This window comes from Pseudomonas sp. BIGb0164 (assembly GCF_024810135.1).
GTDB lineage: Bacteria > Pseudomonadota > Gammaproteobacteria > Pseudomonadales > Pseudomonadaceae > Aquipseudomonas.
In genome coordinates, this window is record NZ_JANUEA010000012.1 from 66324 (window position 1) to 91148 (window position 24825).

The following is a 24825-nucleotide window of genomic DNA, read 5'->3' on the forward strand; positions in this document are numbered from 1 at the left end:
CAGCGGCGGTTCAAACCGGCTCATCAATCGAGTCGCTCCTGTGGCTGTGCGCAACGATCTTGCCCATGTCCAGCTTGATATGGCGGTCGGCCAAGTTGAAATAGCGGTCATCGTGGGTGATCACCAGCACCGCCTTGCCGCGCGCCTTGAGGTCGGGTAGCAGGCGTTTATAAAACACTTCCTTGAATTCCGGATCCTGGTCGGCCGCCCACTCGTCGAACACGTAGAAGGGCCGGTCTTCCAGCAAGGCCACCAACAACGCCAGGCGCTTGCGCTGGCCCTGGGACAGGTCGAGGGTGGTGAAGCCACCGTCTTCGATGCTGACCTTGTGCTCCAGTTGCAGCTCGCGCAAGAGCAGGCGCGCCTGCGATTCAAGGTGCGGCGCCAGCACGCCGAGCAGGCTGTCGAACAGGTAGAAATCACTGAACACCGTGGAGAAGCACTGGCGGTAGGCATCGCGGCCCCTGGCATCGACGGGCGAACCATCCAGCAGCAGCGTACCCGCCTCGCTTTCGTACAACCCCACCAGCAATTTGGCCAGGGTGGTCTTGCCACTGCCGTTGCCGCCGATCAGGTAGGTGATTTCGCCGGGGGTGAACACCAGGTCAACCGGACCGAGCTGGAACAGGCTGTTTTCCTTTTCACGAAAGTACTGGTGGGTCATGCCCCGCAATTCAATGCGCTCAAACCCCTGATCAGGCTCGGCCGTGCCGATCGGTTCCAGCGGCAGGTCGCTGTCGAGCCGGGCGATGCGTTCCAGCGCGACACGCGCCGAGCCGATCACCGGGATCGCTCCCAGCAGGCTTTCAATGGGCAGGATGATGTAAAGGAAGGTGATCGCATAACCGGAAACCACATGCCCGTCGACGGCAAACACCCGGGCCAGCACGAACAGGGTCAGCCCGATAAACCCGAACAGCACCAGGCTGCCCCAGCTGGATGCGGCGCTGAACAGCACATAGCCGAGGGTTCGCTGGCGGCGCACCGATTCGATCGGGCGCGCGAGGGTTTGCTCGACAAAGACTTGTCGCCGTCGCCGGTGCAGCTTGAGTTCCTTGGCACCGTCGAACAAGGCACGGAACTGCTGGATCAAGTCGTCCTCTCGCTGGCGCGAGCGCCGCAGCAGGTCGAGGGCGCGGCCATTGACCAATAGGAAACCCAGCGCCCCCAGGGCCACCGCCAGCAGCGCGAACACCAGCAGCTGCCACGACAGCCAGCCCAGGTACGCCAGGCAGCCGAGGATCACGGTGCCTTGGGTCAGCAGCGTCGGCAGGTTGAGGAAAAACACCACCAGGGTGTCCAGGTCGCCGGTCAGGATCGCCAGGGGCCGGGCCGCTCCGTAGCGCTCTAGGTGCGCGTAGGACGCCTGCGCCATGTGCCCGATGGCACGCAGGCGCACCTGCGCCTTGGCGCGCTGGCCCAGGTACATGAACAGCGCCTGGGAGAGCAGACGCAACAGCAGCACACCGCCCACCACCCCGGCAAATTGCAGGCCGAGGTGACTGAGCTGGTCATCCCCGGCGCCCAGGGCCTGGTTGATCAGCGCGACCATGGCGGTGGCGCCAAGGCCACCGACCAGGCTGGCCAATGTGGCCAGGAGCAACAGCCCGCGGGCGCCCTGCAGCAGTGACAGCAACAGGGCGAACGGAGTGCCGGGCAACCCGGCAGCAGGTTTGAGTGAAGGCATAAGCGGTCAGAATTTCACATTCAGCGTCAGGGTGGCATTGCGTGGGTCACCGTACAGGCCGTAGTAGCTGGAGGGCACGCGGGCGTAGTAGGTGCGGTCGAGCAGGTTGTTGACGTTCAGCGCCAGGTCGTAGTGCGGGTTGATTTGATAGCCGATCAGGCCGTCGATCACCGCGTAGCCACCCTGGTAACTGGTGTTGTTGCGCGTGGTGCGGCTTTGCGCGCGCACCCCGCCGCCGACACGCCAGTTGTTCAGTGGCTCGGCCTGGAAGCGATAGGTGTTCCACAGTTTGAGCAGGTGCTTGGGTTCCTCGGCGTCCTGGGCCGTGCCAGCGACGGCAGCCTGGCCACGCAGTTCACTTTGCAGGTAGGTGTAGCCGGCCTGCACGTCCCAGTTCGGCAGGAGCTTGCCGGTCAGCTCGGTCTCGACACCCCGGGTGCGGGCCTGGCCCTGGGCGACCCAGTACGTCGGGTGGGCGTCGTCGGCAATCGGACGGTTCTTGTCGTCGATCTGGAACACCGCCACGGATGCCCCCAGGCGGCCGTCCAACCAGTCACCCTTGAGGCCGACCTCGGCCTGCTTGCCGGTGCGCGGCTTGAGCACGCTGCCGTTGAAGGTGCTCTGGAAGGCCTGGGACGGGGTGAATATATCCGAATAGCTGGCGTAGGCGGACAGGCCATACCCCAGGTTCTGGACGATGCCGGCATACGGGGTGAATTTATTCTGGGTCGGGTCGTCCACGGTGGGTTGCACGCTGGGCAGCCGGGTTTGGCGCGAGCTCTCGTAGTGGTTCTGGCGCCCGCCGATGATCAGCGAAAGACCGTCGGTAGGCTTGAAGGTGACCTGGCCGTAGACACCGACCTGGGAGGTGTCCGAGGTGGTGCCGAAGGTGTAGGGAATATCCACGTTCGGCTGGTTGATGTTCAACACATCCACCACCCCGCCACTGGTGCCTCCGGACACGCTGCGCTGGTGGGTGCTGGCATAGTTGATGCCGACCATCAGCTCGTGGGTTCGCCCAAACAGCTCGAACGGGCCACTGACGTAGGAGTCGACTCCCAGCCAGCGGTAACGGTCATGCTGGCGCTGCAGCCAGTAATCGGCAGTGTTGTCGAGGTTGACCGGGCCGTCCACATAGCCGTACTTGGAGGCGACGTCGGAGGTGCGGTAGTTGATCGCCGTGCGGTTCTGCCAACCGTTGCCGAACTGATGCACCAGGTCGGCGTAAAGCTCGGTCATGTCGGTGTCGGCATGGCTCCAGTCGGTGCCGTAGAACCCCGAGCGCTTGGCATTGACGAAGCTGCCGTTGGTGTAGGTCGAGAGACCATAGTCAAAGCCGTCGAGCCTGATTTTCTGGTGGGCGGCGCCGACCGTCAGTTGGGTGTCCGGGTCGAGGTCGAAGGCCAGGGAACCGTAGAGCAGGCCCTGGTCCGAGCCGGTCTTGTCGACGAAGGCGTTTTCATCTTCGCCGGCGAACCCGAAGCGGCCCTTGACGGTGCCGCTGTCGTTCAACGGGCCGGTGACATCCCAGGCCGTGCGGTAACGGTCCCAGGAGCCGGCAGATACCGAGCCGGTCAAGGCAAATTCATCCTGCGGGCGCTTGCGCACCAGGTTGACCGTGCCGCCCGGGTTGCCGAACCCTTGCAGCAAGCCGGCGGGGCCGCGCAGCACTTCGACGCGGTCGTACAGCGCCAGGTCGAATTGCGGCAGGTATTGCAGGCCATTGTTGGCCGGCAGTCCGTCAAACTGCACCTCGGCCGGGTAACCCCGCGACTGGAAATAACTGGTGCCGTCGCCGTAAGTCACGGCGGTGATCCCCGGGGTATTGCGCAGGGCCTCGTCCACGGACGTCATGTGCTGGTCGTCCATGCGCTGGCGGGTGATGGTGGTCACCGAGGCCGGGATGTCCTTGGGCTGCGCGGCCACTTTGCCGACGGTTACCAGTGCCGGCTTGTAGCTGTCGCTGCCTTCGGTGCTCGCTGTGTCCTGGACCGGGTCGGCCACGATCTGGGTCTGGGGCAGGATCATCGGCGCCGATTGTGCATGCACCGTCGCCACCCCCAGAGCCAGGGGTGCGAGCAGAACATGCTTGAGGATCAATCGGTTGAAGCGGAACTGGCACAGCGGCGCGTAGGACAAGCGTTCAACGAGGCTTCTGCTCATGGCGTTCAAGGGACCTGACAGGTTGTAAATGCGATTAATTTGCATTAATTTTGCCAGTCCATTTACTTGGCTTCAGGACAACAAATATCGATGAAAGGACAGAATTGGCGCTTTTCTGCCGGCCACGATCATCTCCCCCAAAAAGCGGCCAACAGCTACAAGGAATTTGCTGACGACGACCCCGCGCTGGTGGTGCGCGCGTTCGAGTACGCGTCGGGGGCGCGGCAACAGCCCCACTCCCACCAGCGGATCCAGTTGATGTATTCACCCCAGGGGTTGATGCGCGTGTCCACCGAGACCGGCGCCTGGACACTGGCACCGATGCGCGCCTTGTGGATTCCACCGGGCATCACCCATGAAGTGCGCATGGTCGGTGAAATTTCCATGCGCTCAGTGTACCTCGACCCCAGCGCCGTGCCCTGGCACTGGGAAGATTGCTGCGTGCTGACAGTCACACCGTTGATGCGCGAATTGATCCTGATGCTGTTCGATGGCGCCATGGCCGACGAACAGCCACGGGCGTTGGCCTCCGCCCTGCTCGTGCAGCTGCTGGCGCGCGCCAAGCCCCAGGCGCACAACCTGCCGATGCCCATGGACCGTCGCTTGCGCCGGGTGTGCGATGCCATATTGCAGAGCCCGGACAACAACGACACCCTGGAAGCCTGGGGTGAACGCATCGGTGCCAGTGCCCGCACGCTGGCGCGGCGCATGAAAGAGGAAACCGGCGTGACCTTCCACCAGTGGCGTTTGCAGGTGCGGGTCGATGAGGCGATCTGCCGGCTGGCACAAGGTGTGTCGATCAATGAAATCGCGCTGGACCTGGGTTATCGCAGTGCCAGCGCGTTCATCTATATGTTCCGCAGCTTGCTGGGCAGCACACCGGCGCAGTACCTGGACAAGCTGCTGGCTGGTGACGCGGCGGCGTCAGAAATCGCGCTTGTAGAAAATATCCAGTGAACTGGCCACGCCACTGGCCACTTCCAGGTACACCTTCTTGCTCAACAGGTAGCGCAGCGCGATGGTGTTGGCCGGCTCGAACACCCCCACCCCGTAACGCAGGCTGAGCTTCTCGGTGATCTTGCCGCTGGCGACCACCGCCGTGGTGGTGCCGCTGCCCTGGGTATCGAGTTCGAAGTCCTGGATGCCCAGGTTCTTGGCGATATCCGAGGTGACCCCGGCGCTGCCCATCAGGCCCAGGCCCAACGCGGCTTGGGCGAGCATGTTGTTGTCCTCACCGGTGGTACTCAACGGACGCCCCAGCACCAGGTAGGACAGTGCCTGTTCCTGGCTCATGGCCGGTTCCGAGAAGATCTGCGTGGTGGGCTGTTCGGCGCTGCCACTGAGGCGGATACCGGCAACCACGTCGTCGGTCTTGCGGATCGCTTCGATGTCCAGGTACGGCTGGTCCAGCGGCCCGGCAAACAGCAGGCGTGCACGCCGCACGTCGAGCTTCTGGCCGTAGGCGCGGTAGCGACCATCGTTGAGCCACAGCTCGCCACGGGTGTCCATGTTGTCGCCGATATGCACGTGACCCTGCACCTTGGCGGTGAGGCCGAAGCCTGAAAAGTTGAGCTGGTCTTCGCCCACTGCGACGTCGATATCCATCGCCATGGCCATCGGTGGTTTGCCTTCCTCGGTCTGGCTGCCGACGATCACCGTGTCATCCGACACCTTGACCGTCGACGGTGGCAACTCGCGCACGGTGATGTCACCGCGCGGAATCTGCACCTTGCCGGCGATGGCCAGCTTGTCGTCCTTGAGGCTGATCTTCAGGTCCGGCGCGACTTCCAATACGGCGTAAGGCTCTACCGTCACCGGCAGTTGCGAGCCTTTTAGCGCCAGGTCGACCACCAGGGCCTGGCCCCAGCCAATATGACCATTGAGGTTGCCCTGCCCGGCCTTGCCACTGCGCCAGCCGCCATTGAGTTGCACGCTTTCGCCGGCGATCAGCGCCTGCACGTTCAAGCCTTCGAGGCTGACCGGCAGTTCCGGCCCGGAGATCTCGCCGCCGATCAGGTTCACGTTGCCGTTGACCTGCGGTGCCAGCAGGCCTCCGGATATGCGCCCGCTGCCGTTGAGCTTGCCGTTGAGCTTTTCCACCATTGGCACAAACGGCCGCGCCACGGCCAGGTCCAGGCCGGTCAGGTTGAAGGTGCCGGTGATCGGCTTGTTCTTCGGCAACGGGTTGATCTGCGCCTGCAACAGCAGCTCGCCGAGCTTGCCACCCTGGAAATTCAACTGGGTGTCGATGCGCTTGGGGTTCAGGGTGGTTTCCAGCTTCAGCGTGTCATACGGGAAATCCAGCCACTGGTCCTTGTCTTTGACTCGCAAGGTGCCACCGCTGGCGTCCACCGACACCACACCTTTGGGGCCGCTGTTGGGCAAGTCGAGCTGCACGTCGGCGTTGAGCTTGCCCTGCCAGGCGAAGTCCTTGGGCAAGAACGCCGCGAGGCTGTCGATGGGGAACTGCTTGAGGTGGTAACGCAGCTTGGGCTCCGGCATCAGGCGCTGGTCTTCACCGCACAGGCTGGCCGGGCCGGACACCCAGCAATGCGCGGCGAAGGTCAGCTTACCGTCGGCCAGGCGTTCGATCTTCGCCGGCGCTTGCAGCTTCCAGTCCTGGCCACCGGCTTGCACATCGCCACTGGCCAGGCGCCCGCGCCAGTTGCCCTTGTCGAGGTTGCCGTCCAGCGCCAGGGCCAGCTTGACCAGCGGTCCAGTCAGGCCCAGTTGGACCTCTTGGCGCTTGATGTCGCCTTGGGCGCTGGCGGTAAGGGTGCCGACCTGCGTGTCACCGGACTGGATACCGCTGCCCTTCAGGTCGAGCTTGGCGCGCTGAGCGTTGTCGAGGCTGGCGTCGAGCGTGAGGGTTTGCAGGCGGTTGTCGGCAAACGCCAGCTGCTGGCCCTTGAGGTCGAGCTTGCCTTGCGGGGCTTTCAGGCTGCCGGCCACGTCGAGTCGGCCGTTGATTTGCCCACGCAACTGCGGCCACAACTGGGCCAGGCGCGCCAGCTTGATATCGATCTGCCCGGCCAGGCGCTGTTGCAGACTGCCACTGCCATTGATGCGGTTGTCACCCAGGCGGATATCCAGGTTGGCCAGGGTCCATTGCTCACCCGCGCCTTCGGCCTTGGCGGCCAGCACGGCCGTTTGCCCGCGCAGGCGACCCTTGAGGTCGAGGTCGGCGTTCAGCTTGAGTTGCTCGTTCTTGAACTCGCCTTTGCTGCGCAGCGGGCCGGCCAGGGTGCCCGGCAATTCCGCGACCCAGTACGCCGGGTTGAGGGCCGACAGGTCCAGCGCGGTGTCCCAGGCGATACCATCGGCGAACTGCACGTTGAGGTGACCTTCGGCCTTGCCTTGGCCCGCGGTGAGTTTCAGCTCGGGCAGGAAGATTTGCTTGAGGTCGCCGCTGAACGGTGTGACTACATTGAATTTGCCCGCCGGGCCGTCGAGATCGGCCTTGAGGTTGCCCAGGTAGTTGCCATCCTTGTAGGAGATCTCACCATTGAAGGTGCGCAATGCAACCTGCGGTTCGTCGATCAACGGGTAGAGGCGGTGCCAGGGGAAATCCAGCCAGTCGATCTTGGCGTCGGCGCTGAAACCTTGCTGCCAATCCAGCTGGGCCGAGAGCTTGAGGCTTTGCTTGTCACCGGCCGTCAGGTCCAGGCCGGCGATCTGCGCGCCCTTGGCGTCGACCTTGCCTTGCAGCAGCAGATCCACCGGGCCTTTTTCGGCGGGCAGCACGGCTTTGCCGAGCAGTTGGTAGCCGCTGTTCAGGTCGCCTTTGGCGGTGAGGTCCAGCCCATTGAGTTGCAGGGTGTCGGGCAGGTCCGCGCTGGCCTTGAAGCCATCGGCGGTGATGTGCACCTGGGCGGGCAGGTTTTCCACCAGGGGTTGCAGCTCGCCGCTGAGCTTGGCGGGCAAGTAGCCGCTGCTGTCGGCGTCGAGCGTGAGGGTCTTGAGTAGGTCGCCCTCGACCTTGAGGGCCACTGTCCAAGGTGCGCCGCCCGGTGCATAGGGCAGGCTCAGGTTACCGCTGGCAGTGAGCGGCCAGTTGCCGCTGGGTTGCAGCAGCCCGGCCAGGTCCAGCACCAGGCCGTCACGTTGCAGGTGCACCGAGTCGATCTGCAGGCCGGCGGCCGTCCAGTGCGCCACCAGTTGCAAGCCCTTGAGTTCTTCGCTGCCGTTAAACAGCAGGCTACCGACGCGAACGTCGCCCAACTGGATCGCAACCGGCAGTTTCAATTCAGGCAGCTGAATCGGCCCACTGCTCTCCTCGGTGCCTGGCGGAAATTGCAGGCTGACCTGCTCAACGTCGAGCGTGTTGATGCACAGGGTCATGCGCAACAGGCACGCGGGCGACCAATCGAACGTCGGCGTGGTGAGTTCCACACGACTGCCGTCCTGCTGCCACACCAGGTGGTCAGCACGCCATTGGCCGCCCAGGCGGCCCTGGAAATTTTCCACGCTCAAACCCGGCACCTGGCCCAGAGCCCAGCGACTGCCTGCCTGGGTACCGAGCACGCTCCACAACGCCAACAGCACCAACGCCAGGACCGCCAACACGGCCAGCCCCGCTATTTTCAAACCACGCATCACAGCTCAGGCCCCATGGAAAAGTGCAAACGAATGCCGCCCGGATCTTCGAGGGCATGGGCCAGGTCAAGGCGAATCGGGCCGACGGGCGAAACCCAGCGTATGCCGACGCCGACGCCGGTTTTCAGGCTGGGCATCTCCAGGGTGTTGAAGGAGTTGCCCTGGTCGATGAACGTGGCGATCCGCCATTTATCGGCGATGGAATATTGATACTCGGCACTCAGGGCCATCATGTAGCGGCCGCCGATACGGTCACCGCGATCGTTCTCCGGGGACAGCGTCTGGTACTCGTAGCCGCGCACGCTCTGGTCGCCACCGGCAAAGAAACGCAGCGACGGCGGCACCGACTTGTAGCCGTTGGTGGCGCTGCCGCCCACCTGTGCCCGGGCGAGGAAGCGATGGTTGTCCCACAAGGTGGTCAAGCCCTTGAGGGTGGCGGTGCCGTAAAGCAGGTTGGTGTCGGAGCCCAGCCCTTCCTTGGCCACCTTGGTGTCGAACATCAGGCGATAGCCATTGTGCGGGTCGATGCGGTTGTCACTGCGCAGGTAGGAATAGCTGACACCGGGCATCACCAGGTTGCTGAGACCCGAGTCATTGCCCAGGCGATATTCTTCGCGCTGGTACTTGAGGGAGATCACCCGGGTCCAGCCACTGGGCAACTTGCTGTGCCATTCGGGGCCGACGGTGAGCAGTTTGCTCAAGGTGTCGGTGCCCGCCAGTTCTTCGTTCTGGTAGCCACCGGCGAAACGCAATTTGTCGGTGAGCGGCGGGTCCAGGGGAACGTCGTACCACAGGCCAACGTTCTGGCGCGGCGCCGACAGCTCGGCCTCCCAGCCGTAACTGTGGCCCTGGGGGTTGACCCAGTGGCGCGTCCAGTTTGCCTTGCCGCGCGGGCCCACGTCAGTCGAGAACCCCAGGCCCAGGCCCATGGTGCGCGGCTTGCGGGTTTCCAGTTGCACGGTCACCGGGATCACATCGTTGGACGCAGCAGCAGGCGCGGCGTCCACGCGCACGCCTTCGAAAAAGCCACTGCCTTGCAGGTTCTGGTTGAGTTCGGCGATCAGTTCAGAGTCGTAAGGTGTGCCGCTTTTGAACGGCACCATGCGTTGCAGCAGGTCCTCATCAAAAGGGGTGTCGCCGGTAAAGCTGACGTTGCCCATGGTGTAGCGCGGGCCGCTGTCGTAAATGAGTTCGATGTCAGCCACGCCCGCCTGGGGGTCGACGGATAACTTCTGGCTGGTGAAGCGCCCGCTGAAAAAGCCGTAGCGCGAGGCCTGGTTCTGGATCAGACGCTTGGCGTCTTCATAGTGGCCGTGGTTGAGCACGGCGCCGGATTTGAGGTCGTCGCTGGCGGGCACGCGAAACCCCTTGAGGTTCGCGGCCTGGCCATCGACCCGAATGGTCACGTTGCGCAAATGCACCGGTTCGCCGGGGTCGATGGTGAGGATCAGGCGCGGGTTCTTGCCGCCCTTCACGTCACTCTCGATCTGCGGCTGATAGAAGCCCAGGGCCTGGGCCGCCTTGCGCGCCTGCTCCTCTGCGCCACGGCTGAACCGCAGCAAGGCTTCTTCATCACGATCGCCAACCCCGCCGATGTAGCCTTCGATGTTGGCTTTCAACGCGTCGTTTGAGGGTTTGATGCGCACGTCCAACTCGCTTTGCGCAAAAACGCTGCAGCTTGTGAACAGCAGAATCAAGCCGCTGGTATATCTTCCTGGAAACTTCATAGGCACGGATGCTACACGAGCTAGGGAGTTTCTTTGAATTGGGAATTGTCTGAATAATTCTGTCCTAAGCCGTTGCAGCATGTAACGACTGGGGATTGGGATGAAAAAACACGTGCTCAAGCACCGGCCCTACAGCCACTTCTCCAATTTCCTGGTAGCCCTGGCGTTTGTAGAACTCCAGGTAGCGCGAGTTGCCGGTATCGAGCACCACGCCTGAGGAATGCGGGTCTTCGGCACACCAGTTGTGCACCGCCTCCAGCAGTTGTTCACCGTAGTGCTTGCCCTGGAATTGCGGGTGGATGCCCAGCAACGGCAGCACATGCACCGACTCGCCGGGCAGGCAGGCCAGCACCGCGTGATGGTAGTCGAGGTAACGCCGCGTGCCACGCACGCCGGTGCTCAGCCACATGCGAATCTGCCAGGCCCAGCTTTCGGTGATGCCCAGGCGTCGTTGCGGTGGCGCGATCAGGGCGATGCCGATCAGGCGATCATTGACGAACAGGCCAATGGCGGGCAGCTTCTGGAAAAAGTGTTGTTTGACCAACTCGCGCACCGTGGCACGCACCCGTTGTTCATAGCCGGGCCGCTCGGCTTCGAAGATATAAGCGAAGGTCGGTTCATGCCGGTAAGCCTGATACAGCAAGGAGCGCGCTTCACGGGAATAATCGCTGTTGAGCAAGCGGATTTCGGCAACGGCAGTCGAAGTTTCAGGCATACGGTCAATCTCCCTGGGCGCCACTGAAAAAGATGGCGTTCTTATGGGTACGAACCTGCGCGGTACGAGTCGTTCCCAGACATTAGCAGCGCATCTGCCCTACCGCCACGCTGGCTCCCGTCCGACTTGTCGGCTAGCATCGCCCTTTTGCCAGACTGGACTGCCGACCATGAAAATCGTCTCTTTCAATATCAACGGGCTGCGTGCCCGCCCTCATCAGCTGGCGGCGCTGATCGAAAAACACCAACCGGACGTCATCGGCCTGCAGGAAACCAAGGTGCATGACGACCAGTTCCCCCTGGCCGAAGTACAGGCGCTGGGCTATCACGTGTATTACCACGGCCAGAAAGGCCACTACGGCGTGGCGTTGCTGTCGCGTCAGCCTGCATTGAGCCTGCACAAAGGCTTTGCCAGCGATGAAGAAGACGCCCAGCGTCGGTTTATCTGGGGCACGTTCGCCGATGAAAACGGCCACCCGATCACCATCATGAACGGCTACTTCCCCCAGGGTGAAAGCCGCGACCACCCCACCAAGTTCCCGGCCAAGCAGCGCTTCTACGAAGACCTGCAGCAATTGCTGGAAAGCCAGTTCAGCAATGAGCAGGCACTGGTGGTGATGGGCGACATCAACATCTCCCCCGAAGACATCGACATCGGCATCGGCGCCGACAATGCCAAACGGTGGCTCAAGACCGGCAAGTGCAGCTTCCTGCCCGAAGAGCGCGAGTGGATGGCCCGCCTGAAAAATTGGGGCCTGGTGGACAGCTTCCGTCACCTCAACCCGGAAGTGGCCGACCGCTTCAGCTGGTTCGACTATCGCAGCCGTGGTTTCGAGGACGAGCCCAAGCGTGGGCTGCGCATTGACGTGATCCTGGCGTCCAACGGCCTGGTGTCGCGGGTCAAGGACGCGGGGGTGGACTACGAACTGCGCGGGCTGGAAAAACCGTCGGACCATGCGCCGATCTGGCTTGAACTGAGCTGATTTCTGGCTGTCCTTGGTTTAAATGTGGGAGCGGGTTTGCTCGCGAAAGCGGTGTGTCAGTCAAGGGTTTATTGACTGATCCAGTGCATTCGCGAGCAAGCCCGCTCCCACAATGTGTTCCCCAGTGCAGCAGTCATATCTTTGCAACCTGCCTGACTTATTCTCGCGGCACTCCCTTTGGCTTGAGAAGGTGCCGGCATGAGGCTGCGCGTTCTGTTCCTGCTGGTGCTGTATCCCCTGTTTGCCGTGTCTGCCCCCCTTCCCGTTCCCGATCAAGGCCCCGCGCTACGTGTGCAGGGCTCCAATACCATTGGCGCAGCGCTGGGGCCGGCCCTGGTCAAGGGGTTGATGGAGCATCAGGGCCTGCAAGGCGTACACAGCGAACCGGCCGAAGGCGCCAATGAACAACGGGTAGTCGGCAAGACCCGCGCGGGTAAGACGGTGACCATCGAGGTGGCCGCCCACGGTTCCAGCACTGGTTTCAGCTCGCTGAAAAAAGCCGCGGCGGACCTCGCGGCCTCGTCCCGCCCGATCAAGGACAGCGAACTGGTCGATCTTGAACCCCTGGGCGACCTGAAAAGCCCCGAGGCCGAGCAAGTGATCGCGATCGACGGCCTGGCGATCATTCTCAACCCGCAAAACCCCTTGAATACCCTGAACACCGAGCAACTGGCGCAAATCTTCAACGGTGAAATCAGCACCTGGGAAGCCCTCGGCGGCGTCGGCGGGGCCATTCATCTGTATGCGCGGGATGATCAGTCCGGCACCTACGACACCTTCAAGGACCTGGTCTTGCGCCTGCGTGGCAAACCCCTTGCACCGTCGGCCAAACGCTTTGAATCCAGCGAGCAGTTGTCCGACGCGGTCAGCCAGGACCCTCAGGGCATCGGTTTTATCGGCCTGCCCTACGTGCGCCAGGCCAAGGCGGTGGCCATTGTCGACGGTGATTCACAACCGATGCTGCCGCTCAACAGCCTGATCGCCACCGAAGACTACCCGCTGTCGCGCCGTTTGTTCTTTTACCTGCCACCGTCGAGCCATAACCCGTGGGCTAAGGCGCTGGTGAACTTCGCCCAGAGCAGCAAGGGCCAGGCGATCGTGGCCGCCAATGGGTTTATCGCGCAGCAGGTACAAGCCATGGGTGTGGAACCGCGCGCCTCGATGCCGGTGGAATACCAGGCGATCGCCCGTGAGGCCCAGCGCCTGAGCGTGAATTTCCGTTTCGAAGAAGGCAGCGCGAGCCTGGACAACAAGGCGCGCCAGGACCTGCAGCGGGTGGTGGCCTACCTGAAAACCCACGGCAAGCTCGACAAGCAGGTCACGCTGGTGGGGTTTGGCGATGCCAAGAATGACCCGCAGCGCGCGGCGTTGCTGTCGAAATTACGTGGGATGGCCGTGCGCCGTGAGCTGGTGAAGAACGGTGTGGTGCTGCGTGATATCCAGGGGTTTGGCGCGCAGATGCCGGTGGCGGCGAATACGGCGGATGAGGGGCGGATCAAGAATCGGCGGGTGGAGGTGTGGGTTTACTGAACCCAGGGCTTATAGGTTGTTCAGACTGGCCTCTTCGCGAGCAAGCCCGCTCCCACATTCTGACCGTGTTTCCACATTGGAATGCGGTCAACTGTGGGAGCGGGCTTGCTCGCGAATGCAGGCGGCTCGGTCTAACTTACTGGCCGCTGCGCATCAGCTCTTTGGGTACATATTTGCCAATCTCGAACTTGCCGATCGCCGCACGGTGCACTTCGTCCGGACCGTCGGCCAGGCGCAAGGTGCGTTGCATGGCGTACATATAGGCCAGCGGGAAGTCGTTGGACACCCCGGCGCCGCCATGGATCTGGATCGCACGGTCGATCACCTTCAAGGCCACGTTCGGCGCCACGACCTTGATCTGGGCGATTTCGCTTTTCGCCACTTTGTTGCCCACGGTGTCCATCATGTACGCCGCTTTCAGGGTGAGCAGGCGGGCCATGTCGATTTCCATGCGCGAGTCGGCGATCTTGTCGATATTGCCGCCCAGGCGTGCCAAGGGCTTGCCGAACGCGGTACGGCTGACGGAGCGTTTGCACATCAGTTCCAGCGCACGCTCGGCCATGCCGATGGAGCGCATGCAGTGGTGGATGCGGCCCGGGCCAAGGCGGCCCTGGGCGATTTCAAACCCCCGACCTTCGCCCAGCAGCACGTTTTCGTAAGGCACGCGCACATTGTCGAACAGCACTTCGGCGTGGCCGTGGGGCGCGTCGTCGTAACCGAATACCGGCAGCGGGCGCACGATCTTCACGCCAGGAGTGTCCACCGGCACCAGGATCATCGAGTGCTGCTGGTGGCGCGGCGCATCCGGGTTGCTCAGGCCCATGAAGATCAGGATCTTGCAGCGCGGGTCGCAGGCGCCGGAGGTCCACCACTTTTTGCCGTTGATCACCCACTCGTCGCCCTGGCGTTCGGCGCGGGCGGCCATGTTGGTGGCGTCTGAGGAAGCCACGTCCGGCTCGGTCATGGCGAAGGCCGAGCGAATCTCGCCGCGCAGCAGTGGCTCCAGCCAGCGTTGTTTCTGTTCTTCATTGGCGTAGCGCACCAGCACTTCCATATTGCCGGTGTCGGGGGCGGAGCAGTTGAACGGCTCCGGGCCCAGCAGCGAACGGCCCATGATCTCGGCCAGCGGTGCGTATTCAAGGTTGGTCAGGCCAGCGCCCAGTTCGGATTCGGGCAGGAACAGGTTCCACAGGCCTTCGGCTTTGGCCTTGGCTTTCAGCTCTTCCATGATTGCGGTGGGCTGCCAGCGGTCACCTTCGCTGACCTGGCGTTCAAACACCGGCTCGGCCGGGTAAACGTAAGCATCCATGAACGCGGTGACGCGTTCACGCAGTTCCTGAACCTTGGGCGAATAGGCGAAATCCATGAGCAGCTCCCTTCTCTGAGAGGTTGTTTAGGTCATGCAATCGATGCTAGAACAGCGCTGATAATTTACCTAGCCTATTCTCGGCGTGTATTAACATTCATCACCGATATATGATCGGCGTATGGACACCTAACAATAAGAGCGCAACGAAATGAATCTGAGCAAGGTCGACCTGAACCTCTTCATCGTCTTTGACGCGATCTACACCGAAGCCAACCTGACCCGCGCCGGGCAGATCGTCGGCATCACCCAGCCGGCGGTGTCCAACGCTCTGGCCCGCCTGCGCGAGACCTTCAACGACCCGCTGTTCGTGCGCACCGCCCAAGGCATGGTGCCCACGCCCATGGCGCAGAACATCATCGGCCCGGTGCGCAACGCGTTGTCGTTGCTGCGAGTGTCGGTGCAGGAAAGCCGCATCTTCAACCCGCAGCAGGCGGCCAAGACCTACCGCATCAGCATGACCGACCTGACCGAGGCGGTGATCCTGCCGTTGCTGTTCCAGCGCCTGCGCCGCCTGGCGCCGACGGTGGTGATCGAGAGCTTTTTGTCCAAACGCCGCGAAACCACCAAGGAACTGGCGGCCGGGCGCCTGGACTTTGCCGTGGATGCGCCGCTCAACACCGACCCGCAGGTGCGCCACGTCAAGCTGATGGAGGACCGCTACGTGTGCGCCATGCGCAAGGGCCATCCGCTGGCGAGCAAGGACAAACTGACCCTCGATGATTATTTGGGGCTGACCCACATCCATATTTCCAGCCGCCGCAACGGCCTGGGCCATGTCGACCTGGCGCTGGGCAAGATGGGCCTGCAACGCAAGATTGCCCTGCGCTCCCAGCATTACCTGATGGCCTCGCAGGTGCTGCAGCAGACCGACATGGTGATGACCGTGCCCGAGCGCTTCGCCCGTCGCCATGAATTGCACTGGTTCAACTTGCCGGTCAATGACGTGCCACCGGTGGAAACCCACCTGTACTGGCACGAAAGCACCGACCAGGACCCGGCAAACCGCTGGATGCGCGAGCAAATGATCGAGCTGTGCCAGCAGGTGACGGCCCATGAAAAGAAACTCGATGGCAAACAACCCTGACCGTTTTTGTGGCGAGGGCGCTTGCTCCCGCTGGGGCGCGAAGCGGCCCCAAAAGACAGGCCTGCTGCGCAGGCCAGCGGGAGCAAGCTCCCTCGCCACAGGTGAATTGATCCAAAAGTGATTTGCTTGACGTTAACGTCAAGCAGACACTAGCCTAGCGCTCAAGACCTTCTTGAGCGCCGCCATGAGCACCACCTACAGCATCTCCGACCTCGCCCGCGAGCTCGACATCACCACCCGCGCCATCCGTTTCTATGAAGAACAAGGCCTGCTGAGCCCCGAGCGCCGGGGCCAGGAGCGCATCTACTCGGCGCGGGACAAGGTCACCCTCAAGCTGATCCTGCGCGGCAAGCGCATCGGGTTCTCGCTGGCCGAGTGCCGCGAGCTGATCGAACTCTACGACCCCACCAGCGGCAACCACATCCAGCTCAACAGCATGCTGGCCAAGATCGCCGAGCGCCGTGAACAACTGGAGCAACAGCTGCTGGACATCGAACAGATGAAGCTGGAACTGGATACCGCCGAAGAGCGCTGCACCCAGGCCCTGGCCCACACCATGAGCCAGGTTGGCCATTGATCAGAAGGTAACTGCCATGTCCCTCCCCTCCCATGTGCGCCTGATTGAAGTCGGCCCGCGCGACGGTTTGCAGAACGAATCCCAGCCCATCAGCGTGGCCGACAAGGTCCGGCTGGTGGACGCCCTCAGCGCGGCGGGCCTGGGTTACATCGAAGTCGGCAGCTTTGTATCGCCCAAGTGGGTGCCGCAGATGGCCGGCTCCGCCGAGGTGTTTGCACAGATCCAGCGCAAGCCCGGGGTGACCTACGGCGCCCTCGCACCGAACCTGCGCGGCTTTGAAGATGCGCTGGCGGCTGGAGTCAAGGAAGTGGCCGTGTTTGCGGCAGCCTCCGAGGCGTTTTCCCAGCGCAACATCAACTGTTCCATCAGTGAAAGCCTGGAGCGCTTTGCGCCAATCATGGCGGCCGCCAAACAGCACGGCATCAGCGTGCGTGGGTATGTGTCCTGTGTGTTGGGCTGTCCTTACGAAGGCCAGGTCGCGCCGCAGCAAGTGGCGGCGGTCGCCCGGGAGCTGTACGCCATGGGCTGCTATGAGGTTTCACTGGGCGACACCATCGGCACCGGCACGGCGGGCGCCACGCGCAGCCTGTTCGAGGCGGTGGGTGCACAGGTGCCCAGGGACAAGCTGGCCGGTCACTTCCATGACACCTATGGCCAGGCCATCGCCAATATATACGCCAGCCTGCTGGAAGGCATCAGCGTGTTCGACAGCTCTATTGCAGGCCTCGGCGGCTGCCCCTACGCCAAGGGCGCCAGCGGTAACGTCGCCACTGAAGACGTGGTGTACCTGCTCGACGGCCTGGGTATCGAGACGGGTATCGACCTGCAGGCCTTGATCGACGCGGGCCAACAGATCAGCACTGTGCTGGGCCGGCCGACGGGGTCACGCGTGGCCAAGGCGCGTAACGCCAGTTGAGTCCCTTAGCCGTGACAATGTGTTACCGCCGCCTTACATAACGAGTAACACGGGAACATATTTTGTCGCATTTGCCGTAGGCCAAACCTTACACAAAAATCAAACCATTGATTTTAAAGGACTTTTAAAAGTTGGCACGGCTTCTGCTATCTCTATGGCATAACAAGAATAAAAAGCGCCAAACCTAATAAAAATAAGACGAAACGACTCTGACATAACAAGAACAACACGGCAGAGACGCAGCTAACAGATTTTTTTGGAGAAGATGTGCTTCGCAGGGTACGGCGTGCCGAAACCCGCAACCGGTTAGAGAAGAACAAAACTACCTCAAGGTAGCTACCCACTGGTTGGATCGCGTGCGAAGAAGCAGATCAGCGCTCAAAAAAATACGTTTGCTCTTGACCCCGGATGGGGGTCGCCCAAAACAGCGGTAAAGGGTCACGGCTGCCAAAAACAACAATAGGCCGCCCCTCAATAATAAAAAAAGAGCACGCAACGACAAATTAAAGGGGACCTTCGGGTCCCCTTTGTGCTGTCTGGCCCTTTGATTCAGAGGGATGTCCCGGTCGTGGCTGCGGAGTTGTTCAGTACCCTGCGCGTCAAGGTTTTCAAGGCTCGCTGCTCCAACAGGTGGCGCTCAGCGCCCAAGCTGTTGAGCTCTCGCTCATAAAATGCGCTTTGCATCGAGCCGTTCACCAGGATTTCATCCCTGCGTTTACCCAACAGTCCCGCCAGGTGGTCCGCGGCCGCACCGTGCCTAGCCTGCCATTCCTTTCCCTCTCCTGCGTCCGGCTGACCTTGCAAGTCCGAGAGTTCGAACAAAGCCGCACTTTTCTCATCAATCACACCAAGTTCAGGTGCCATCAGCGCGCTCAGCGCTTGCGAGTAACGGGTACGCAGGTGCTTCTCCCAGAACGTGCGCCCGACAAAAAATTCTTCCTCAAGCTCAGGGTTGCGCTCATCCCGGAGTACCTGCTCATACGCCGCATCGAGCGTCGCCTGGTCCACGTTGGCCTGTTGGGGAAACAACATACCCTGGGATTTGACCGGCAATTCCAGAGGGGCGGCAAGCCGCGTTCGATAAGCCAATACGACTTCAACCTGCTCGGTAAACCCCGGCCCTCTTGCCGCAACATCGCGTAGGGCAATGGCGTCGACCAGCGCTAAACGAAACAGCTGCCTGGCGGTGGCGATCAGCGCGCCTTCGGCATTGTCCGTTTCTGCCAGTTCAACGGCCCTCGCCCCCATCAGCTCACTTTCAAGGTTCATGAACTCGACCGAACTGCCATCACCACAGGTCACCCGATCATCGGCGGCGGTAAATAACGCTTCGCGAATAGCCTGATTTTCACTGGTCGCCGTCAGCATGTCCCACACCCGCTCAGCCAGTACTGGGCGAGTCACTTCGCTGACGTACTCGGCGCTGCGGGTGATGTCAGCCACCACTGCAAAAAAAGCGGCCGATTCGGGGCTACCCCGCAGTTCATCCCACACTTCACCGCGCCGTGCCCGTTGGTCCGCAGACACCCCCTCCAGCCATAAGCCCCGTGCTTCGTCCACGGAGATGTGCTCATCCCACTGCACCGGGTTAAAACGCTGATCCAGCCGGGCGAGCGTGGCCGCCGACAAGGGATTGTCATGCACATTGATACGTTCAAGATGCTGGTACGCGTATTCAGGCAACGTGGTGATCTGGTTTGAATGCAGATCAATGCGGGCCAGGTTAGGCAATTGTTCGGCGCCTGCAGGAAATGCAGTGGTGCCGGTGTCTGGCAGATAAAGCTGGTTGAGGTTTCGCAGCCTGCGCAAATCCGCTCGCCAGCCCAAGCGGCGATTGCCGCCAAGCTTGAGAATCTTCAGGCTCTGCATCCCTTCCAGGCGCAGGCGGCTGTGTTCGGTCAGCTGAATGTCATTGCTGCTCAGATTGAGCTTTGTCAGCCCGGCACCTGCATTGGCGAACTCCGGCAGTTGCGTCAGGTTGTTATCACTCATGTTCAGCCAGCGCAAACCGCCGAAGGCACGCAGGAACGGCTGTGAGGCATCCGATAGCGCCATTCGACGCAGAACCAGGTGCCCCACGTGATCCATGTTGGCGTTGAGCGCCGGCAACTCGCCCACGCTTTCATCCGAAAGATCCAGCACATAGCCGATCGGTGTCTGGTCCCCTGCCAATGCCTGTGCACCCGTTCTGCGCCAGGCTGCCTTGATGGTCCCCGTCACTCTGCGCCTGGCGCTTGCGTAGCCCGCCCCTCCTTCTTGCTGCCAACTGACCAGCGCTTGATCCAATGCGGCAAACTCTTCTTCAAGTTGGGTCAGCTTCGCCAGGAGCATACTGTCATCAACCCCCTCAAGGCCGAGCATCGTCTCAACCTCTTGCATGGACCTTGACGGATAGAGCGACATCGCTTTCATCCAGCACACCCGGGGACGCTCAGTAGCGCCGCCCAATGGGCTGAGCGGATAGCCCACGCGTCCGTCAGCCAGGCGCATGGGTGATTTGAAACCGGGCTTGATCACTTGCATGCCAAGCGCTTGCCGGCTTTGCAACTCACTCAGAGGCTGTTCCGCCAGTTGCCTCTTCAACCGTTGCGCAGCCGCGTTGAAGACCGACCAACCGGTGAACTCGCCACTGCTCGCCATCCACAGGGCGTTGAAGAAGGCGTCCTTATCGCGGCGCCAGTACTCGACTTTTTCCGGGCTGCTGCAGAGCTTCCATTCCGTCAAATCGGTCTGAATAAGACGAAGCTGTCGAGCGCCGCCGACATCACCCACTTTGTCCAGCAAAGCGCCATCGTAGGTGCCCGCGCGAAGCTCGATGCACGTCTCTTTGAGCAGCCCGGGAATAGAGGCCATCTTGTGCAATGCCAAGTGCACACCGTCCAATGTGAGTTGATTGTCGAATAGAAGATCAGCCTGCGCCCGCATGACCCGCGCCTTCTGCAGGTACACGCGCGCCTCCTCGGCCAACCGCTGCGGCAAGCGCGACGCAGACTTCATGCGAGCCAGCTCCCGAACGTTGGCGTGGGCCACAATTTCTTCGGCTACCCATTTAGGCAAGCCAGGAAAGTCGCGCTGTATCAGTTGAATGTTGGCGTCGTTAGACACATCACCCCCTGATAACTCGCGCTTGACCAGCCGGCTTCTGTTGCTATTGGCCGCGCTCAGCAAACGGTCTCGATACCTCACGAACCTTGCATGCGGCCTGCGTAAGTGCTGCCTCAACGGGTCGGCGCTTTCATCTTCCCGCGTCTGGGAACGCGCAACCGAATCATCATCTGAAACGTCTCGGGTACGCAGGTAAAGTTCGCTAACTTCTCGCTCTGTCATCAGATCCTCACCCAACAACTGACGCATTTCAGGCTCCGTCAATTGCTGGACAAAGGACCGGAACAGCAGACCACTGTCGAGTTGTTCGTGCGTCAGCTCAACAACTTGAGTGGAGTCCTTCGGGACGGCTGAGCGCCATACCTGATGCCCCTCTGCGTCCAACGCTACCAATACCCGCGACTCGGGCCACAGGCCGCCTTCCATCAAGAACTGCACTTGCATCCGCCAGTCGATCCGACCAAAAACCACAGGGTCCGGGTGCTTTAGCTGGTCGATAACCCTTTGGTATTTGTTGTCGCACTCAAATCGTCGAAGCATGTCTTTGAACAGAGGCGCGGGCGCGTGATGATCGATGAACACACTTCGCAACTCATCATTCGACACACCACTGAACGCCCTGGCGAGTTCCAATTGGTTATCGCTCAAGTGATCGACCGAATGGCCAATGCGCCGTAACAGAGTCTTGCGATCCCATGTCAAAGGCTGCTCGAACTCGTGCACCCAGGCCCCTTCCCCGTTGTGTCGAGCGCGTGGTGCATAACGTGAATCGCCATCGGGGTGCAGAAGTCTGAATTCATTGGGCTCGCCGCTGGGCCGGATCTTGTAATGATTGCCCCCGCCTGCTGACAAATACAGCTCGCCTTCATGACGATACAGGCCCTGGGTATCGGGTCGTTGCCCCTCAGGCAGCGTTATCCGGTGCAGGTAGTGTGCGGGGTCGAATGCATACAAGCGCTTGCGTCCACCGAATTCCACATGCACCAGGCGCTTGATGAAAGGGGCATCTTTGGCTGCCATCAGCCCGTGTGGCACGGCCAGCCCCGCCAGGTTGAGCGCCACCGCCGAAAAGTGTGCCCAGGCGGTTTTGGTTTCGTCTTGTGACCAGGCTTCAATGCCTTCGCCTAGCTCGTAGGTCATCTGCACGGCGGCGACGATCAGCATCGCCTCCCCCAGGAAAGGCACCACGAACGAGGCAAGATTGAGAATGTCCAGCGCACGACTGCCGAACGACCACAACCAGGCGTTGTAGACACGCTCATCCACATCCCGGGTAGGCACCACACTGGCGCGAGCATTTTCCACGGTCAGTTGCATGCGCCTTACCGCGCAATCTGCCCACACATCACGCCATGAAGAGGCGTAGCTACCATGCCGGTTGACCCGCCCCTTTTGGGCGGGCGCAAAGTCCCCATCGTCGGCGTGACGGGCCTCCGGATCCAGAAAGGCCTTGAGCCGAGTGAAGAATGCATCCTGGCTGGAAAGCGGCACGAACTGGCTGAAGAAAGTGCGGTATTGGACCCGACACAGACGCGTCGTCAGGTGGTCGGTAAACGCGGCAATATTGTCATATGACTTGAGGGGATGCTGGGGGTCCCCCGGGATGTAGACAATACACGGCCGGGAGACCAATTCGGCATTCCTCAGGTTCGCCCGCCATGCAACCGGACCGATGATCAGGATGTTTTCGATGTCGAACGCGAATAACCGAAACGGTGAAAACTTGACCTCCTCACCCGCCCATTTCACCTGTGACTGGCTTCGCAGAAGATCGATGATCAATTGGTGGCCATCGGGCTGGATATCACCTTTCATCAAGGCAATCTCTGCCGCCAACTCCAACTGATGCCGGTGGCTGAGGATCAACGTGCTGTACAGCTTGCCGATGCCCGCTTCCGTGCTGGTGATACGTATCCGGCTATTGATGAAGCTTCGTACATACTCGCTGTACGAGCTGCCCAGATCCAGTTCCCTGCACAGTGTGGCGAATTCATACGCCTTGATACTCAGCCTGACCGATTGGACGTTGCCTGGAGCAGGAAGCCGGGTGCGTGAAGCGCTGGAAAAGTCGTAAAGGGTGACCAGGTGACAATCTGCACAGACCGGCTCACTCGCTTCCTCTTGGGTGAAATTGTTCAGCGCAGCCCCCAGCAAGCTGATCCCCCGGTAGAAATAGAATTGCGGTGCCAACTCGCTGACCTGGCGGGTCGAGACCTCTCGGGGATCGGTTTCGCATACTTTCTGCTCCATCTTGCGGGCGAAAAATACTTGTCTGACGTCCAGGCGCTCCCCGAATTTCTTTTCAATCGCAGCCACCAACAACGGTTCGGCATACTCGGCCGGCCCTTTCAATGGCCTGAACATCTGGTCGAGTTGATTCAAGGAGTACCGGCTGCGCTGATGGATCACCCTCATACGGTCTTTCGCATCCGTTGAGGCATTTGTGTACCAGTCCGGGATGCTCAACTGCAATGAGGCCAATTCGGTTTTGCGCTCATCCAGCGCGTCCGTGTACCAGGCGGGGGTGTTGTCCTGTATCACGCGGCCGTGAGGGCTGGTCTCGCTTGCAACCGGACGCGTGGGAGGGTCAATAGGGGTACTGGTCATAGCCATGGCCTTCAAGTGGCGAAAGAATGCGCCACTTTAGGCACTGCCCTTCATCACGCAGCAGTAGACATGTACCGCGATTCAGCAGTCGTTACGCAGCTCCTCAATCGAAATCTCGCGCATGCGGAATTTCTGGATCTTGCCCGTGACCGTCATGGGGAACTCATCCACGAACTTGAAATGCCTGGGCGTCTTGAAGTGCGCGATGCGGCCCTTGCACCAGGTCTGCAATTCCAGTTCGTTGGCCACATGGCCAGGGTGGAACTTGATCCAGGCGACGATCTCTTCGCCATAACGCTCATCCGGAATGCCGATGACCTGCACATCCGCCACCGCAGGGTGAGTGAAGAAAAACTCCTCCAGCTCACGCGGGTACACGTTCTCGCCGCCCCGGATGATCATGTCCTTGTTGCGCCCGGCGATGCACACGTAGCCGTGCTCGTCCATGGTCGCCAGGTCGCCGGTGTGCATCCAGCCGGCCGCGTCGATGGCCTCACGCGTGCCGTCGGGGTTGTTCCAGTAGCCGAGCATTACGCTGTAGCCACGGGTGCACAATTCGCCGATTTCACCGCGCGCAACCGTGTTGCCCTGTGCGTCGATGATTTTGTTTTCCAGTTGGGGCTGTGTGCGGCCGACGGTGGTGACGCGTCGCTCCACGTCGTCGTTGGCACCGGTCTGCAGGGACACCGGGCTGGTTTCGGTCATGCCGTAGGCGATCTGCACCTCAGCCATGTGCAACTCGCTGATGACCCGGCGCATCACCTCGATGGGGCAGGTGGCGCCGGCCATGATGCCGGTACGCAGGGTGGCCAGGTCCAGCTCGCCCCGGCGCGGGTGGTCGAGCATCGCGATGAACATGGTGGGCACGCCGTACAGGCCGGTGGCGCGCTCTTCGGCGACGGCGCTGAGCGTGAGCAATGGGTCGAAGCCGTCATTGGGGTAGATCATGGTGGTGCCGTGGGTGATGCAGCCCAGGTTACCCATCACCATGCCGAAGCAGTGATACAGCGGCACCGGGATCACCAGGCGATCCTGGGCGGTCAGGCCCAGGCTTTCACCGACCATGTAGCCGTTGTTGAGGATGTTGTGATGGCTGAGGGTGGCACCCTTGGGAAAGCCGGTGGTGCCGGAGGTGTACTGGATGTTGACGGGCTGATCGAAGTGCAGGCTGGCCTGGCGCGTGTGCAGTTGCTGGGGCGGGACGCCTGCCCCGAGCGCCGCCAGCTGCGACCAGGGCATGAAGCCTTCGGGCGGGTTGGGGTCCAGGCTGATGATGCCAAGCAGGTCCGGTTTCAGTGCCTGCAGCATGGCGTGGTAGTCGGAGGTCTTGAACGAACCGGCGCACACCAGCCACCGGCAGCCGGACTGCTTGAGCACGTAGTCCAGTTCAGTGCTGCGGTACGCCGGGTTGATGTTGACCAGAATCACCCCGAGCTTGGCGCTGGCGATCTGGCTGATGCACCACTCGGCGCAGTTGGGCGCCCAGATGCCCAGGCGATCACCGGTCTGCATACCCAGGGCCAGGAAGGCACGGGCGTGCAGGTCAACGGCGTCGGCCAGTTGCCGCCAGGTGTAGCGACATTGTTGATGGCGCACTACCAGGGCCTCGCCCTCGGGAAATTGCGCAACGGTGCGATCGAACGCCTGGCCAATCGTCATGGCCAGCAAGGTCTTGTCCTGAGAGCCACGGCTGTAGCTCTGATTCGGTTGATCCATAACGACCCCTGTTGTCTTTTTTGTAGGTTGACGTAAACGTAAACTACGATT

General features: G+C 61.5%; 14 protein-coding genes. 6 read left to right on the forward strand and 8 right to left on the reverse strand.

Annotated features, from left to right (window positions below; all coding sequences use genetic code 11):
* Positions 1 to 10: 10 nt before the first annotated feature.
* Positions 11 to 1687, reverse strand: a complete 1677-nt coding sequence (locus tag M2394_RS27450) for a cyclic peptide export ABC transporter (protein ID WP_259175280.1) — start codon at positions 1685 to 1687, stop codon at positions 11 to 13.
* 6 nt (positions 1688 to 1693) lie between these two features.
* Entirely contained in the window at positions 1694 to 3850 is a 2157-nt protein-coding gene (locus M2394_RS27455) for a TonB-dependent siderophore receptor (protein ID WP_259175281.1), read from the reverse strand.
* 90 nt (positions 3851 to 3940) lie between these two features.
* Here M2394_RS27455 and M2394_RS27460 point away from each other — a divergent pair, with 90 nt between their 5' ends.
* Positions 3941 to 4807, forward strand: coding sequence for a helix-turn-helix domain-containing protein (locus M2394_RS27460; protein ID WP_178918881.1), 867 nt, complete (start codon positions 3941 to 3943; stop codon positions 4805 to 4807).
* On the opposite strand, the gene M2394_RS27465 is transcribed toward M2394_RS27460, so the two are convergent.
* The 3 genes from M2394_RS27465 to M2394_RS27475 all read right to left on the reverse strand — a co-directional run bounded on the left by M2394_RS27465 (position 4775) and on the right by M2394_RS27475 (position 10888).
* Positions 4775 to 8446 carry a translocation/assembly module TamB domain-containing protein gene (locus tag M2394_RS27465; protein ID WP_259175282.1) on the reverse strand — a complete coding sequence of 1224 codons (3672 nt, stop codon included), beginning with the start codon at positions 8444 to 8446 and terminating at the stop codon, positions 4775 to 4777. The genes M2394_RS27460 and M2394_RS27465 overlap by 33 nt on opposite strands.
* Entirely contained in the window at positions 8446 to 10173 is a 1728-nt protein-coding gene (locus M2394_RS27470) for an autotransporter assembly complex family protein (protein WP_259175283.1), read from the reverse strand. Before M2394_RS27470 ends, M2394_RS27465 begins: the two co-directional genes overlap by 1 nt.
* Before the next feature lie 64 nt (positions 10174 to 10237).
* On the reverse strand, positions 10238 to 10888 hold the full coding sequence (locus tag M2394_RS27475) for an N-acetyltransferase (protein WP_259175284.1): 651 nt from the start codon (positions 10886 to 10888) through the stop codon (positions 10238 to 10240).
* A 169-nt stretch (positions 10889 to 11057) separates the two neighbouring features.
* On the opposite strand from M2394_RS27475, the gene xthA reads away from it, so the two are divergent.
* A complete protein-coding gene (xthA, locus tag M2394_RS27480; RefSeq protein WP_178918872.1) occupies positions 11058 to 11870 on the forward strand; it encodes an exodeoxyribonuclease III in 813 nt (270 codons plus the stop codon).
* A gap of 198 nt (positions 11871 to 12068) precedes the next feature.
* Positions 12069 to 13400, forward strand: a complete 1332-nt coding sequence (locus tag M2394_RS27485; protein ID WP_259175286.1) for a phosphate ABC transporter substrate-binding/OmpA family protein — start codon at positions 12069 to 12071, stop codon at positions 13398 to 13400.
* Between the two features lie 136 nt (positions 13401 to 13536).
* Here M2394_RS27485 and M2394_RS27490 read toward each other — a convergent pair whose 3' ends face one another.
* Positions 13537 to 14766 carry an acyl-CoA dehydrogenase gene (locus M2394_RS27490; RefSeq protein ID WP_028616890.1) on the reverse strand — a complete coding sequence of 410 codons (1230 nt, stop codon included), beginning with the start codon at positions 14764 to 14766 and terminating at the stop codon, positions 13537 to 13539.
* 151 nt (positions 14767 to 14917) lie between these two features.
* On the opposite strand from M2394_RS27490, the gene M2394_RS27495 reads away from it, so the two are divergent.
* The 3 genes from M2394_RS27495 (at position 14918) to M2394_RS27505 (ending at position 17346) form a co-directional block, all read left to right on the forward strand.
* Positions 14918 to 15853: a LysR family transcriptional regulator gene (locus M2394_RS27495; RefSeq protein WP_178918868.1), complete on the forward strand. Its 936-nt coding sequence runs from the start codon at positions 14918 to 14920 to the stop codon at positions 15851 to 15853.
* A gap of 184 nt (positions 15854 to 16037) precedes the next feature.
* Entirely contained in the window at positions 16038 to 16430 is a 393-nt protein-coding gene (locus M2394_RS27500; RefSeq protein WP_178918866.1) for a MerR family DNA-binding transcriptional regulator, read from the forward strand.
* Positions 16431 to 16446: 16 nt separating this feature from the next.
* The gene (locus M2394_RS27505) at positions 16447 to 17346 is read left to right on the forward strand and encodes a hydroxymethylglutaryl-CoA lyase (RefSeq protein ID WP_259175289.1); all 900 of its coding nucleotides are present in this window, start codon (positions 16447 to 16449) and stop codon (positions 17344 to 17346) included.
* A 549-nt stretch (positions 17347 to 17895) separates the two neighbouring features.
* On the opposite strand, the gene M2394_RS27510 is transcribed toward M2394_RS27505, so the two are convergent.
* The gene (locus M2394_RS27510; protein WP_259175290.1) at positions 17896 to 23058 is read right to left on the reverse strand and encodes an NEL-type E3 ubiquitin ligase domain-containing protein; all 5163 of its coding nucleotides are present in this window, start codon (positions 23056 to 23058) and stop codon (positions 17896 to 17898) included.
* 81 nt (positions 23059 to 23139) lie between these two features.
* Positions 23140 to 24774 carry an AMP-binding protein gene (locus M2394_RS27515; RefSeq protein ID WP_259175292.1) on the reverse strand — a complete coding sequence of 545 codons (1635 nt, stop codon included), beginning with the start codon at positions 24772 to 24774 and terminating at the stop codon, positions 23140 to 23142.
* Between the last annotated feature and the right edge of the window lie 51 nt (positions 24775 to 24825).

Coding starts and splice junctions, on each gene's coding strand:
- M2394_RS27450 (WP_259175280.1), bottom strand. CDS start 1,687: ATGCCTTCACTCAAACCTGCTGCCGGGTTGCCCGGCACTCCGTTCGCC.
- M2394_RS27455 (WP_259175281.1), bottom strand. CDS start 3,850: ATGAGCAGAAGCCTCGTTGAACGCTTGTCCTACGCGCCGCTGTGCCAG.
- M2394_RS27460 (WP_178918881.1), top strand. CDS start 3,941: ATGAAAGGACAGAATTGGCGCTTTTCTGCCGGCCACGATCATCTCCCC.
- M2394_RS27465 (WP_259175282.1), bottom strand. CDS start 8,446: ATGCGTGGTTTGAAAATAGCGGGGCTGGCCGTGTTGGCGGTCCTGGCG.
- M2394_RS27470 (WP_259175283.1), bottom strand. CDS start 10,173: ATGAAGTTTCCAGGAAGATATACCAGCGGCTTGATTCTGCTGTTCACA.
- M2394_RS27475 (WP_259175284.1), bottom strand. CDS start 10,888: ATGCCTGAAACTTCGACTGCCGTTGCCGAAATCCGCTTGCTCAACAGC.
- xthA (WP_178918872.1), top strand. CDS start 11,058: ATGAAAATCGTCTCTTTCAATATCAACGGGCTGCGTGCCCGCCCTCAT.
- M2394_RS27485 (WP_259175286.1), top strand. CDS start 12,069: ATGAGGCTGCGCGTTCTGTTCCTGCTGGTGCTGTATCCCCTGTTTGCC.
- M2394_RS27490 (WP_028616890.1), bottom strand. CDS start 14,766: ATGGATTTCGCCTATTCGCCCAAGGTTCAGGAACTGCGTGAACGCGTC.
- M2394_RS27495 (WP_178918868.1), top strand. CDS start 14,918: ATGAATCTGAGCAAGGTCGACCTGAACCTCTTCATCGTCTTTGACGCG.
- M2394_RS27500 (WP_178918866.1), top strand. CDS start 16,038: ATGAGCACCACCTACAGCATCTCCGACCTCGCCCGCGAGCTCGACATC.
- M2394_RS27505 (WP_259175289.1), top strand. CDS start 16,447: ATGTCCCTCCCCTCCCATGTGCGCCTGATTGAAGTCGGCCCGCGCGAC.
- M2394_RS27510 (WP_259175290.1), bottom strand. CDS start 23,058: ATGACCAGTACCCCTATTGACCCTCCCACGCGTCCGGTTGCAAGCGAG.
- M2394_RS27515 (WP_259175292.1), bottom strand. CDS start 24,774: ATGGATCAACCGAATCAGAGCTACAGCCGTGGCTCTCAGGACAAGACC.